12 protein-coding genes are annotated in these 13,647 nt (G+C 49.5%); 5 read left to right on the forward strand and 7 right to left on the reverse strand.

The window, feature by feature from the left end; translation table 11 throughout:
* The first annotated feature begins 207 nt into the window (after nt 1-207).
* From dnaA to gyrB, 5 genes are all read left to right on the forward strand, one after another.
* Entirely contained in the window at nt 208-1,821 is a 1,614-nt protein-coding gene (gene dnaA / locus CMUST_RS00005) for a chromosomal replication initiator protein DnaA (RefSeq protein WP_407922014.1), read from the forward strand.
* Between the two features lie 591 nt (nt 1,822-2,412).
* Nucleotides 2,413-3,600, forward strand: coding sequence for a DNA polymerase III subunit beta (dnaN, locus tag CMUST_RS00010; protein WP_047260799.1), 1,188 nt, complete (start codon nt 2,413-2,415; stop codon nt 3,598-3,600).
* A gap of 24 nt (nt 3,601-3,624) precedes the next feature.
* Nucleotides 3,625-4,797: a DNA replication/repair protein RecF gene (gene recF, locus CMUST_RS00015; protein ID WP_047260800.1), complete on the forward strand. Its 1,173-nt coding sequence runs from the start codon at nt 3,625-3,627 to the stop codon at nt 4,795-4,797.
* Entirely contained in the window at nt 4,794-5,360 is a 567-nt protein-coding gene (locus tag CMUST_RS00020; RefSeq protein WP_047260801.1) for a DciA family protein, read from the forward strand. The genes recF and CMUST_RS00020 overlap by 4 nt, the downstream gene beginning before the upstream one ends.
* 179 nt (nt 5,361-5,539) lie before the next feature.
* Nucleotides 5,540-7,591, forward strand: coding sequence for a DNA topoisomerase (ATP-hydrolyzing) subunit B (gene gyrB, locus CMUST_RS00025; protein ID WP_047260802.1), 2,052 nt, complete (start codon nt 5,540-5,542; stop codon nt 7,589-7,591).
* A gap of 58 nt (nt 7,592-7,649) precedes the next feature.
* On the opposite strand, the gene CMUST_RS00030 is transcribed toward gyrB, so the two are convergent.
* From CMUST_RS00030 to CMUST_RS00060, 7 genes are all read right to left on the reverse strand, one after another.
* Nucleotides 7,650-8,411 (reverse strand): MerR family transcriptional regulator, encoded by a 762-nt coding sequence (locus CMUST_RS00030; protein ID WP_047260803.1) that lies wholly within the window; start codon nt 8,409-8,411, stop codon nt 7,650-7,652.
* The gene (locus CMUST_RS00035) at nt 8,408-10,006 is read right to left on the reverse strand and encodes a hypothetical protein (protein WP_052844444.1); all 1,599 of its coding nucleotides are present in this window, start codon (nt 10,004-10,006) and stop codon (nt 8,408-8,410) included. Before CMUST_RS00035 ends, CMUST_RS00030 begins: the two co-directional genes overlap by 4 nt.
* Nucleotides 10,007-10,008: 2 nt before the next feature.
* A complete protein-coding gene (locus CMUST_RS00040; protein WP_047260804.1) occupies nt 10,009-10,905 on the reverse strand; it encodes an ABC transporter ATP-binding protein in 897 nt (298 codons plus the stop codon).
* A gap of 200 nt (nt 10,906-11,105) precedes the next feature.
* Nucleotides 11,106-11,549 (reverse strand): DUF6918 family protein, encoded by a 444-nt coding sequence (locus tag CMUST_RS00045; protein ID WP_047260805.1) that lies wholly within the window; start codon nt 11,547-11,549, stop codon nt 11,106-11,108.
* Nucleotides 11,550-11,899: 350 nt separating this feature from the next.
* Complete coding sequence (locus CMUST_RS00050) at nt 11,900-12,976, reverse strand: hypothetical protein (protein ID WP_047260806.1); 1,077 nt, start codon at nt 12,974-12,976, stop codon at nt 11,900-11,902.
* 125 nt (nt 12,977-13,101) lie between these two features.
* On the reverse strand, nt 13,102-13,407 hold the full coding sequence (locus tag CMUST_RS00055; RefSeq protein ID WP_047260807.1) for a hypothetical protein: 306 nt from the start codon (nt 13,405-13,407) through the stop codon (nt 13,102-13,104).
* Entirely contained in the window at nt 13,407-13,631 is a 225-nt protein-coding gene (locus CMUST_RS00060; protein WP_047263220.1) for a hypothetical protein, read from the reverse strand. Before CMUST_RS00060 ends, CMUST_RS00055 begins: the two co-directional genes overlap by 1 nt.
* Nucleotides 13,632-13,647: the final 16 nt, after the last annotated feature.

Below are 13,647 nucleotides of genomic sequence, written 5' to 3' on the forward strand. Positions count from 1 at the left end.
GTGGCCGACAACTCCTCCCAGCCCAGAACGTTACAAACGACGTGGAATGCTGTGGTCAATGAGATTGTGCAGATCCGCACTCAGGAAAACAATGGTGCAGATCCGTTCAGTCCGCAACAACGTGCCTACTTAGGCCTAGCCAAACCACTGGCATTAGTGGAGGGGGTTGCACTTATTTCTGTGCCGCATCCTCGAGCAAAAGAGTTTATTGAATCTGAATTAAGCGGAGTCATTTGTCAGGCTCTGACCAAGAGTTTCGGTCGCTCATATTCTTTGGCGGTGACAGTAGATCCAGAAAACGCGATCCAACCATTTGAGTATCGAGTGACTCAGCAGGATCAACCAAGTAATCCACCCCCGATGCAGCAGCCACATCAGCCACCGGTTTCGCCAGCTGAGATGGCAGCGCCAATAGAAGCCCAATCGAATCCTGGTGGCAACTTTTCCCAACAATTTGGTGCGTCACCTTCGGTTTCGGTACCACAACCGATGGGTTTTTCCTCCGATACGGATCGGTTTTCTCCCCCAGTAAACATTCCGGCAGAAATGGCCACTGAGCAAATGGGGTCGCCGGTTCCGGGTGGTCATTACCCGATCCAACCGCATCATGTCCAGCCCCAACCGGCCGCACATGTTAGCCAGCAACAGCAGTATTTTTCGAATTATCCCCAGCAGTCAGATCCACAGCAGGGGTGGGGGATTAGCCATGCGGAACAAGTACCAAACCCGGTTGAAGCTCAACCTGCTTGGCGTACCCGCGAACAACCTGCTCATAACCCGAATCGGGAAGCTTCGTTAAACGAAAAATATACGTTTGATACTTATGTTGTTTCTGATTCCAATAAACTTCCAACATCGGCGGCAATTGCGGTCGCCGAAAAACCAGCACGAGCATACAATCCATTGTTCGTATGGGGGGACTCAGGTTTGGGTAAAACCCACTTGATGCATGCTATTGGAAATTACGCACATCAATTGAATCCGAAATTGCGTATTAAATATGTTTCCAGCGAGGAATTCACCAACGATTACATCAATTCTGTTCGGGATGACCGCCAGGAATCTTTTAAACGTCGATATCGTGATCTTGATATTTTGATGGTTGACGATATCCAATTTTTACAGGGTAAAGAAGGTACTCAGGAAGAGTTCTTCCATACGTTTAATGCATTGCAGCAAAACGGGAAGCAGATTGTCTTAAGTTCAGATCGGCCGCCAAAACAGCTAACCACGCTGGAAGACCGGTTGCGAACCCGATTCCAAGCTGGCCTTATTGCTGATATTTATCCGCCAGATTTGGAAACCCGTATTGCAATTTTGATGAAGAAGTCCCAGGCTGATGGTATTAGTACGTCCCGAGATGTTTTGGAACTTATTGCTTCGCGATTTAATTCTTCGATTCGGGAATTAGAGGGTGCGTTCATCCGCGTTTCCGCTTTTGCTTCGCTTAATAACAAGCCGATCGATGTTCATACGGCTGAGGCCGCATTACGGGATATCATGCCTGATGAGCAAAGTGTCGAAATTACCCCGGATACGATCATGCTGGTCACTGCCGAGTTTTTTGATATAAGCCATGAACAATTAGTGTCCACGACAAAGTCACGGCCGATAGCTCATGCCCGTCAGTTGGCGATGTACTTATGCCGCGAACTTACCGAATTGTCGCTGCCGAAGATTGGGGAGCTGTTTGGTGGTAAGGACCATACGACGGTGATGTATGCGGATCGAAAGATCCGGAAGGAAATCACGGAAAAACGTGATACCTATGATGAAATCCAAAAACTAACGTCAAAGATTAAAAACTACGGTCGTAGCTAGACATATAAATAGTAAAACTGGGCTTTCGTTTGATTACGAGAGCCCAGTTTTACTTTTCGACGTTCCACTGAAAGTAGTGAAAGTTATCCACAGTATCCACAACCTTATTCACACCCCTGTAATTACATAATTGTAATTTGGTGATGATGGACACATTTAAAGGTTGTGAAGTGGCATTTTAGCCCTGTGTATAACTCAATTTTTCTTGTGAGTAACCCGAACAGAACTGGGGATCAATTGTGGAAAATTCTGCTGGGGATAAAGTTATCCACAATTCCCCAAAGTTATCCACAGGTTTTGAACAATAAGACTAACATCCGAATTTTCGTCGATAAGCTGCCGCAATCACCCCTTATCCACAGTACTCACAGGACTTACTGTTGTTACCACTAAAATTTCTTTAAATATCTAAAGAGAAAGAAGGGTTGGGGAAATCGAAGCGCGTGTCAGGCAAACTGAGTCGGCAGCTATGAGAAGAAAAATCAAATAACAACTTTCCCAATTCCAAGCACACAGGTAGGTTGGAACTTGTAATTTGATAACCTTGGTCACGATTTACCCGTTATTGCCAATGAAGGAGCCAGTGTTCATATGGACGCACCAAACGTGTCATTTGAAGTAGCGAAAGACGATTTAGCTAGCGCTGTTTCATGGGTCGCTCGTAATTTGCCGTCCAAACCTACACAACCGGTTCTCCGCGCCATGCTCATTACCGCCGATGACGACGGCTTGGAATTTGCTGGTTTCGATTACGAAGTTTCCACCAAGGTGCGCATTCCAGCCGAGGTCAATCAACCTGGTCGCATTGCTGTCGCGGGTAAACTGATCGCAGAGATCACCGCAACGTTGCCGTCTAAACCAATCAAAGTTTTCGTTGAAGGTTCGATGGTGCAATTAGTGTGTGGTTCCTCCCGCTTTGAACTACCCTCCATTCCACTTGACGATTACCCAACATTGCCAGCGTTACCCGAGGTTACTGGTGCAATTAACCCCCGATTGTTCATCGACGCAGTTACTCAGGTTGCCGCAGCTGCAGGTCGAGACGACACACTGCCAATGCTTACTGGCGTCCACATGGAAATTGATGGCGAAAACGTCACGCTTACTGCTACTGACCGGTTCCGCCTAGCGCTACGAAGCTTTCAGTGGGCACCCGCTGTGGCTGATGCCCAAGCAAAATTGTTGATCCCAGCAAAAAACCTGTTAGAAAACGCACGTACGCTTGATGCAAATTCCTCTGAACCAGTTGAAATTGCAGTTGGCACCGGCGAATCCATTGGCGCCGATGGATTGTTTGGTATTCACATTGAAGACCGCCAAACCACCACCCGAATGTTGGATGCAGACTTCCCGAATGTTGCTCCGCTTTTGCCCAAGCAACACAAGTCGATGGCAAGCGTGGAGATTTCCGCACTACAGGATGCTATTCGACGCGTTGCTTTGGTCACCGACCGCAATGCACAGATCCGGATGCAGTTTTCACCGGGTGAAGTGATTTTGTCTGCGGGTGGTTCTGATGCTGGTCATGCCGAGGAATCTGTGCCTTGTGCATACACCGGTGAAGATGAATTACTTATTGCATTTAACCCAGGTTATTTGCGTGATGGGTTGAGCGTAATCCGCACCAATCGAGTTGTTTTTGGCTTTACTGAAGCCTCACGTCCTGCGATTTTGGTACCAGAACCAGAGGAAATGCCAGAAGCAAATGCCGACGGAATGTTCCCCACTCCAGAGACTGATTTCACCTATCTTCTGATGCCAGTTCGCCTGCCTGGATAACCTTTTAAGAAAGACGATTCCGCTGTGTACATTCGCCAACTCAAGCTGCGGGATTTCCGATCGTGGCCTGAGTGCCATGTCACACTCAAACCTGGAATCACCCTGTTTATCGGCCGCAATGGTTTTGGTAAAACCAATATCATCGAGGCAATCGGTTATATTGCCCACCTGGGATCACACCGGGTTAGCACTGATGCGCCGTTAGTTCGTCAGGGACAATCATCAGCTCGGGTATCCGTCACCGCTGTCAACCAGGGGCGAGAATTATCAGCGCATTTACTGATAAAAGCACAAGGGACTAACCAAGCACAGATCAACCGCACCCGATTGAAAGCGCCTCGTGAAGTGCTCGGTGTGGTCAAGTCTGTGTTGTTTTGTCCAGAAGATTTAGCACTTATTCGTGGTGAACCTACCGAGCGCCGCCGGTATCTAGATAATATTCTTGCATCCAGAAAACCTCGGTTAGCTGGGGTGAAAGCAGATTACGAAAAGGTTCTAAGACAGAGAAGCAGCTTACTAAAGACTGCCAGCGCAGCGCTGCGCAAAGGATATGGCAACGATGACGGTACGTTAAGCACCTTGGATGTGTGGGATGCACAATTATCGCACTTAGGTGCAGAATTAATACAAGCTCGACAGGCATTAGTGGCCGAATTACAACCTGAGGTCTTTAAATCGTATGCCGGGATTGCTCCGGAATCTCGACCCGCCCGTATTGCTTATCGGTCTACTGTCCCAGAGCTTTCCGATGATCGTGCGGTCATTGAAGCGAGCATGTTGGCCGAACTGGGGAATCTGCGAAAAAAAGAAATTGAACGTGGCCAAACACTGGTGGGCCCACACCGGGATGATCTGGAGATTTACCTAGGAGATGCGCCAACCAAAGGGTTTGCAAGTCATGGGGAAACCTGGTCAATGGTACTTGCACTTAGGTTGGCGGAATTTAACCTTTTGCGATCTGATGGCACAGATCCAGTACTCATTCTTGATGATGTTTTTGCCGAACTTGATGCGAAACGACGCCAGCGATTAGTCGAATTAACAGCCGGTGTGGAACAGGTTCTTATAACCGCTGCAGTGGATGGGGATTTACCGGATAACCTTTCAGAATCTGAAATTCAGCAATTCCGCATAGATGTTAAAGACACTGAAACTGGTCGGGTATCAATTATTTCCTCGATTGGGGAATCCGAATGAATAAGGCAGAAAAAGACAATGAGGATTCCGTTGCGGCCACCTTCAAACGGATGCGACAAGAGGCGAAGAATCGTGGTGGAAAGCTTCCTGATCTAGCTGCACCGGCTGCGTCACGGGAAACGTCGATAAGCAGAAGCAGAAACGCAAAAAAGCCGCATACACTGGGCAAACCCACCGGAAAAGACGGCCGCTACATTCCTTATGGGCAGACAAGCTTGGAGGGATTCGGGACATTAGTGCAACGTGAAATCCGAAACCGCGGCTGGAGCAAACCAATTGCGGGTGGTTGGGTGCATTCGCACTGGCCAGAGCTGGTCGGTGAACACGTGGCGGCGCATACCAAAGTGGAAATGCTGAAAGATAAAGCATTGTTTATTAGTTGTGATTCAACTGCATGGGCGACCAACCTACGAATGATGCAACGGCAAATCCTACAAACGATTGCCAAAAAAGTGGGACCAGATGTAGTGAGCGAACTGAAAATTTTCGGCCCGAAGACCCCTAGTTGGCGGTTTGGGCCACTACATGTGAAAGGGCGCGGTCCAAGAGACACCTATGGTTAAGAATCTCACGGAAGCCGAATCATGAAAAGCACCCCAGAATCGGTGTCGAAGAAGCCTAAATTGCGAAAAACTTGTCTATTTGGGTCTACGACGCGCCGAAACCTTTTCTATGTAGGGGGCTAGGCAGTGTAGAATGAAACGGTCTAAATCTAAAATTTTTAAAAGGAGTGCTAGGTTACGTGGCTACCGCTGAACACGAATATGGCGCCTCATCAATCACCATTCTTGAAGGGCTCGAGGCCGTTCGCAAACGTCCCGGCATGTATATCGGCTCCACCAACGAGCGAGGACTGCACCATCTCGTTTGGGAAGTCGTGGATAACTCGGTTGACGAAGCAATGGCAGGCTATGCCGACAAGGTCGAAGTGACCATTTTAGCCGATGGCGGCATTGAAGTTATCGACAATGGCCGTGGCATCCCGGTCGAAATGCATCCGTCTGGTGCACCTACTGTCCAAGTTGTCATGACTCAGCTGCACGCTGGCGGTAAATTCGACTCCGAATCTTACGCAGTTTCTGGTGGTCTCCACGGTGTGGGTATATCCGTAGTAAACGCGCTTTCCACTCGGGTGGAAGCTGATATCAAGCGCGATGGCAAGCACTGGTACCAAAATTTCAACAACGCTATTCCAGAAAATCTGGTCGAGGGCGGAAATGCCCGTGGTACTGGCACCACCGTGCGGTTTTGGCCAGATGCAGAAATCTTCGAGACCACCACTTTTAACTTCGACACGATTGCTCGCCGACTCCAAGAAATGGCATTTTTGAACAAGGGGTTAACCATAACCCTGACGGATAAGCGCGCCTCGGATGAAGAAATTGCGCTTGAAGAACTCGCCGAAGCTGGTGATTCTGCGCAGACCGCGGGGACTATTTCGTTAGACGATGTTGATGAGACTGTCGACATTGCCACCCAACAACCACCAGCAAAAAAGAAGGAAAAGAAAAAGACTTTCTACTATCCCAATGGGTTGGAAGACTACGTCACACATCTGAATAAAACCAAGCAGGCAATCCACCCGTCTATCGTCAGCTTTGAAGCAAAAGGCAAAGAGCATGAGGTAGAAATCGCCATGCAGTGGAATAGCGGCTATGCCCAAAGCGTGCATACCTTTGCAAACACCATCAATACTTTCGAGGGTGGAACCCATGAAGAGGGCTTCCGTGCCGCGCTGACCTCGTTGATGAACAAATATGCCCGTGAACATCGGCTTTTGAAGGAAAAAGAGGCGAACCTCACCGGTGAAGACTGCCGGGAAGGCTTGGCCGCAGTGGTGTCCGTTCGAGTCGCCGATCCGCAGTTTGAGGGCCAAACCAAAACCAAACTTGGTAATTCCGAGGTTCGCGGTTTCGTGCAAAAAGCAGTTAATGAGCACGTTGCTGACTGGTTCGATGCTAACCCAGCGGAAGCCAAAGTGATCGTGACCAAGGCGGTCTCTTCCGCGCACGCTCGGGTTGCTGCCCGCAAAGCGCGGGAAATGGTTCGCCGGAAATCTGCCACCGATCTTGGTGGTTTGCCTGGCAAGCTCGCTGATTGCCGCTCCAAAGACCCATTAAAGTCTGAGCTGTACATCGTGGAGGGTGACTCCGCTGGTGGTTCAGCTAAAGGTGGTCGGGATTCCATGTACCAGGCTATTTTGCCGCTGCGCGGTAAGATCCTCAACGTGGAAAAGGCTCGGCTGGATAAAGTGTTGAAAAACAACGAGGTCCAGGCGATTATTACCGCATTGGGTACTGGTATCCACGACGAATTTGATATTAAGAAGCTGCGGTACAACAAGGTTGTCCTCATGGCCGACGCCGACGTCGACGGTCAGCACATCGCCACCTTGCTTCTAACCCTGCTGTTCCGCTTCATGCCGCAATTGATCGAACAGGGACACGTGTATTTGGCACAGCCGCCGTTGTACAAGCTCAAGTGGGCTAAGGGGGAGCCAGGGTTTGCTTATTCCGATGCGGAGCGGGATCACTTGTTGAAAGAAGGCCTGGACGCGGGCCGTAAGATCAACAAGGATGACGGCATTCAGCGTTATAAGGGTCTGGGTGAGATGAATGCTAAGGAGCTGTGGGAAACCACCCTCGACCCCAGCACTCGCATTCTACGCCGCGTCGACATGATCGATGCACAGCTTGCCGACGAGCTGTTCTCCATTCTGATGGGCGATGACGTGGCAGCTCGCCGCTCCTTTATCACCCGCAAAGCAAAAGACGTTCGGTTCCTCGACGTGTAAAACCGTTGCGCTGATTTCCTTCGGCCACGCCACCTGGCTATCCCAGCTAGGTGGCGTTTTAGGTGATATTGTCAATGTCCCGCAGCCGAGAAAAACAGAGCGAAATATACGTTTGCATTCCCGGTTCCGGATAGGCGGCACGGGTAAGCTTTTCGACGATCGAGCTGCGCACTAGTGTGCTGGTGAGTTTTCGCATCCGATCGTCGAATGGCATGATTTCGTCCCGCAGTTTCAGGGTTTCATCTGTTAGTTCTTCGCAGTCCGCCATGGTCCATTCGGAGCCAAAAAGCTTTTCCAGTTTGATACAGAAATCGGCCAGCCGGTCGGCGGAGACGCGACGAGTGGAGTCGTTGAATTCGTCGCGGAAGAGCCCTAGCTGGAATAATACTTCTGAAAGCTTTCGTTTCTGTCGCACCATTGCCAGTGACTTATGGGCACCCCGGGCTATAAGTGCTGCTTCTATTTCGTCGTAGTAACCAGCTATAGGGTCTGGCGGGTTAACAGAGGTGGCGCTACGCCGGTCTTGTAATTCCAGAAGTTTCTTCCGTTGCTGTTTTAGCTTCGCGATCTGGGAATCAATGGATGCTAAAACATCCTCGAAACTTAAAAGTTTGGCGGAATCCAATTGGTGTTTGATTTCCGACAGTGGAATGCCGGCACTAGCCATGTTTCGGATATGAATGAGTAAGGCTACGTCTTCGAAGGTGTAATTACGCCACGCGCCGGTGCGTGCAGGAACCGGCATTAACCCAATCTGATGGTAATGCCGGATGGTGCGCACACTCACATCGGCGATTTCTGCTAGTTCGGAAATTTTCATTCGGCTAGATCCCGGTGTGTGAAACGGATAAGGCCGAGTATAAACGTCGAAAAGCCAATGACGATGAGCACAGCCGCACCGTAATAATGGTCGACTGCATGCGGTGCCCACGCGAAAACGGAGAGTTTTTGCAACCAATCTGGGAATTTGAGTAGTTCGCCGAAATAGGTGATTAATCCCGACCCGGCAAGCGGAAGCCACACTAGAGCGCTGAGTCTGTGCCAGCCGCCGATAATGAATGCGGCGATACCGGCGCAGGCTATTGCTGCTGGTAACAGGTCAATTATTGACCATGCCAAGGTGGAAAACGAAGAATCTGGCACCCGAGAATCCGCAATTGCACAATAGGCAGCGATCACACTCGTCACTACTGTTACAACAACGGCCGCAATACAGCTAAATACCCAGGTTAATGTGTAATTTTTCTTGAGGCTTAGCCCGGTGCTTAGCAGTAACGATACCTGTCCGTGGTGTTCATGTTGGTTAAACGATACAACGAGCGATATCACCATGCAGCAGACCAAAATCCCGATAATCGGGCTGGTAAATTCCGCGAAGATCGAAACTAAATCGGTGTTAGTGGTCATTAATGACAACAGTTCTTTGGTTCGTGGTGAAGAATCCATCAAGGAATTCATCTCGCCAGTTAGAGCATAGAAACCGGTGCCGATTGCAACGATCGCCACCGACCACCATACAAGCAGCCCACCGTGGAGCCGCCACCATAAGCCGGAGAAACTAAAACCAGAAACCCGCGGTGTTACCTGGTCGCGTCTTGGGAACCATTGTTCATGAAGATCCCTGCGAGTCAATAAAATCGGCAGGACCAAAACGCAATTGACGGCGAAGAAAACCGCCAGCGGCCAGTAGGTGTCGCGGTCAAACGCGTGGATAACATCACGCCAGCCAAAGGGACTCAGCCACTGCAGCCACGCGATATCGAAAATGTCGGCCACAACCCGGATGGCAAACGTTAGCGCGAGAAAACCCAAACCAGCACCACGGGTTGCTCGGGCTGTGGAAAAAGCTTCACCGCAATTGATCGTGACCAGGCCGAAGGTGAGGGAAAACAAGGCGGCAAAACCACCAGCCAAGGCACATGATCGTAACTGAAACCCCGACAAACTCAATGATGCCGACCATAGGGTAATAAAAACCATGAAGCCGAAGAGTAGGGCAGTGATTACCGAAAGGATGACCGCCACTGTTTTTAACGATCGGGGGCTTAGCCCAAGGCTGTGGAGGATTTCTGTAATTCCAGATTCTTCCAAGTTTCGGGTGACATATGCGGCTTGAAAGATACTCATGACCGCGCCCAAAATGAGAATCCAGGTCATGTTTTCCCACATGGTCCACGTCGCCACCGTTAAGTTCTCCGGTACTTTTCCATACATCACCACCATGCCAAGCGATGCGCGAATACCATCGCCAACTATTTGTAGCGATTTCGGATCGGGGTAGGAACTGTCAATCGGATACGGGGTGGTGGCAAGAAAAATACCCAGCGGCAGCAACCACGCCGTTAAGAAAACTAGTCTGGTGCGCAGCATAAAGAGCACCGTCATGGGGATTGCCCGGCTTGATGTTGTACTCATGGTTAATCCTTAGGCAGCGTTGCGGTGGCTGCGGTTGGGGATTCAACCTGGTAATGCTGCATAAAGAGCTCTTCCAGGCTAACCGGGCAGCAACTGATATCGGTGGCATTACGGTGGACAAGCTCCTGCAATGTTGCGTTAATCTCGGCACCAGTGTGCAGTTGATCGTAGGTTTCTCCAGTGGCTGTTACTGCCCGAATCCGCATGCCCCGCATATGCGAAAGGCTTGCTAAGGGGCCAGATTCGACGATTTCGCCAGCGCGAATAATGCTGATGAAATCGGCGACTTCTTGGATCTCGGAAAGAATGTGGCTCGACATTAACACCGCGACACCTTCGTCGCGACGTTCCCGGACAGCCTTTAAGAATTCCTGCTGGATCAGCGGATCAAGCCCTGAGGTTGGTTCGTCTAACACCAGTACGTCCACATCAGCTGATAACGCGGCCACCAGCATAACTTTTTGTCTATTACCTTTGGAATATGCCCGGATTTTCTTATTGGGGTCTAGGACAAAACGATTGATCAGGTCGGCTTGCCGGGCTTTCTCCGCATCCGAAACTAATGTCCCTGCAGCCTTGTGTCGAATCCGACTTAATGTTTTTATAACTTGACCGCCAGTGAGATTTGGCCACAGGTTTACATCGCCGGGAACGTAGGCCGCCCGGACGGTCGCTTGTGTGGGGTTACGTGTCGGATCATATCCACCTAGGCGAATTGTGCCGTTATCTGGTCGAAGCATTCCAAATAAGCACCGGATGGCTGTCGATTTTCCAGCACCATTAGGGCCTAGAAAGCCATGAACACTGCCCCGGTTTACCTGTAGATTAACACCCTGCAGTGCGGCTACTGGCCCAAAGGATTTATATAGATCGGAAATTTCAATGAGGTTATCGGTCATACCTTCAATTCTGCGGTGTGACGTCACGTAACAGTCAAGGAGAAAATTTTTCTAGGACTTCATCATTCATGGAAAACACATTTTTACTGGTAATGATGAGTGGGAAAACACCAAAACCTCTTGGGCATCAGAGTTTTTAGCTCCAACACCCAAGAGGTTGGACGGTACCTAAGGTACAACCGTTGCGGTTGTGGCGTGATTTAGACCTTCTTCATGTACCGCTCGATGACGTCGCCAAGCATGGGCAGGTGCGGCTTGATCAAGCCAGCTGCCTTGGAGCGGATGGTGTTATAGCCCTTTTGTACAGCAGAGTTGTCGACTTTTTGGGCGTTCTTGTCCAAAACTTCCAGGATGTCGTCGACAACGGCGTCGGAGTGGGTATTGAGGAAGGTGCCGAAATCAGCAACATCTGATGCTTGGTATTCCACCCAGCGTGGCTGGAGAGTTTCCAGGATTTCTGGCAACAGCCGGTTGGTGGCTTTTGCCACAACCTTATCGTTGACCTTCTTGGCTGCTCCGAGCAGACCCTTGACGGTCATGCCGGAGATACCGGAAGTGGAATCCACTGCGGATTCTACGAGTCCGGCGAGTTCGGCGGCCAGGGTTTCGCGCTGATCGCCAAGAAGAACGGAAAGATCTGACATGTAACATCCTCCTAGAAGATGGTTGAAGTCGAAATAGGGTTCATAGTTGAGGATAAAAGAAAAGCGATCGTAATGTTTGATCTCACCCTGAATGTAATCAAGGTGCAATCAACGATCACGATCGCTGGGTTGCAATTCTTCCGCCACAGTCGTATAAAACCCGAGGTGAAATAACACATTATTCACTCGAATTAACTGTAATCACAACAGTAACAGATGTTACAGGAGTGACTGTGGTTGCGCAACGAGACACGCATGAACGGGGTGAAAAATAAAAAACCGGGCAGATTGACTGTTACTTACGTTCAATCTGCCCGTGGTGTGTGCGGTTTGGCCCAGATAATAACCGCTTATCGACGCATGAGTGTCGATAACTGTGGCAGGGCAGCTAAAGCCGCGACAATTGCAACTAACCAACCAGCCACAGCGGCAACGACAGCCACGATAGTCGATTGGGACTTCTTCGGCTGCTGGTTTTTCTGTAGCCTTTCGATTTCGCGTGTTAATTCTTGATTGCGGTTAGCGACTGCTTCTTCACTGGTTCGCGCATCTCTGGCGGCCTTTTGCGCTTGGGCTAGTTCAGCGGCATTTTTTGCTGCCAGTTTTTCCGCCTGAGCTGCTTGCTCGGATCGAGCCTGCTTTTCGCGGTTCAGCTCTGTTTCTAATTCGGTGATTCGCTCTTGACGTGCTGTTTCTTCCTGTTTGTCTTTTTCGGATTTAGCTTGACAATCAGTCATTGCTTCGATCATGGCGTTTGTTTGATAGCCACCCACATCACTGATTGTTTCTTGGAATAAAACAGCTAGCTGCGCGTATTTGTCGGTTTGTGCACGGAGTTTCATCGCTTCAAGAAGCATGGGTTGTACGGCACGATCTTCTTTGGTTTGCTGCCAGTTTTCAAGCGCCTCAGCGATGTGTGGATCCATACTCTCAACCGTTTTGTTGCCGAATTCGCTCCAAAATTCTTCTGGAAGTAATAAAAGTCGATAATCTGATTCAGAGTAGTTAAGGAACCTAAAGTTAAATAGACTTCCGGTTCGCATCGTCTCAATCAGCGGATCCGAGGTTACGCCAAAATCCTTAATTTTCTGCGTGACGCTAACCGTAACCTGGTTTTTCCTTTCATCTGAAAGCGTCCTTGTTATGTCGTTATGTTGGTTGGACCATATCCGCAATTCTTCTCTAGTAATTCCGATGAGCCTGGCAAATTCGTCAAATCCTGCTTCGTAACGGCTTTGAATATCGTGACCTGCTGCAATTAACTCAGGATCATTTATACTGGCTAAAAATGTGCAGGTATGGGGTGCTCCGGCGACCGTAACGAAGCCAACTGTATCTGGCACAGCAGCATGTGCATGCTGAGCAAAGGAAAAAGTGGCTGCGCTATAGACGCATGCTACGGTTACGGAAGCGAGAAAGCGGTGCATGGTAAATCCTGTCTTAGGTTGATGGCAATCATGCGCGGTTGGTCTACATCATCTACACTATTCTAATTTTTATCTAAGTAAAATCACAGCTTTAGTGGTGTGCTTCCAGATAGGACTGTATTCAATTAGATTTCGGTGACTTCGATCGTTGTGTCGGCATATGCTTTATAAACCGCAGCGACAGCTTGGGCGAAATCGGAGTTTTTCGAGTTTAACGGCTTTAGTGTTCTGGTTGTCTTTTCAATAGCGCTGGCTACCTGTGCTGCGGATTCATGGACACGTATCCCTTGGAAGGCAGCCTGGGTTATGGCGGCAATGGCATAAAGCGCGCTGAAATTAGAAATGTTTAATTTGTGCTCTTCACAAAAAACATCAGCAATAATCAGCAGTTGCTCTGGGGTTAATGTCGGTGGGGGCGTGTGTGTAGGCATTACTGCTGGTTTTCGTTTCGGGCTCGGCGAATTCGGGCAGAAAGTGCGGCTTGAGTGGGAATGATGTGTTGTGCCAATTGGGTGATTTGGTCGTCGACCAGCGTGCGTGCCGCAGCGGAAACGATCGCACGAATCGCTGCTTCCTGTTTACTGCAATTCTGCGCGCGGGCAAGAAGAATGAGGGCGCGGTCTTGTTCCGCGGTTAATCGTAGTGTCATGGCCATACCCAAGATGGTATCA

The organism is Corynebacterium mustelae (genome assembly GCF_001020985.1).
In the GTDB taxonomy this organism is placed as follows: Bacteria; Actinomycetota; Actinomycetes; order Mycobacteriales; family Mycobacteriaceae; genus Corynebacterium; species Corynebacterium mustelae.

What these genes read in the sequence shown, in the direction of transcription:
- CMUST_RS00020 (WP_047260801.1), top strand. Translation starts at nt 4,794, where the DNA reads ATGAATAAGGCAGAAAAAGACAATGAGGATTCCGTTGCGGCCACCTTC.
- CMUST_RS00045 (WP_047260805.1), bottom strand. Translation starts at nt 11,549, where the DNA reads ATGTCAGATCTTTCCGTTCTTCTTGGCGATCAGCGCGAAACCCTGGCC.
- CMUST_RS00030 (WP_047260803.1), bottom strand. Translation starts at nt 8,411, where the DNA reads ATGAAAATTTCCGAACTAGCAGAAATCGCCGATGTGAGTGTGCGCACC.
- CMUST_RS00040 (WP_047260804.1), bottom strand. Translation starts at nt 10,905, where the DNA reads ATGACCGATAACCTCATTGAAATTTCCGATCTATATAAATCCTTTGGG.
- dnaN (WP_047260799.1), top strand. Translation starts at nt 2,413, where the DNA reads ATGGACGCACCAAACGTGTCATTTGAAGTAGCGAAAGACGATTTAGCT.
- CMUST_RS00035 (WP_052844444.1), bottom strand. Translation starts at nt 10,006, where the DNA reads ATGAGTACAACATCAAGCCGGGCAATCCCCATGACGGTGCTCTTTATG.
- CMUST_RS00055 (WP_047260807.1), bottom strand. Translation starts at nt 13,407, where the DNA reads ATGCCTACACACACGCCCCCACCGACATTAACCCCAGAGCAACTGCTG.
- CMUST_RS00060 (WP_047263220.1), bottom strand. Translation starts at nt 13,631, where the DNA reads ATGGCCATGACACTACGATTAACCGCGGAACAAGACCGCGCCCTCATT.
- CMUST_RS00050 (WP_047260806.1), bottom strand. Translation starts at nt 12,976, where the DNA reads ATGCACCGCTTTCTCGCTTCCGTAACCGTAGCATGCGTCTATAGCGCA.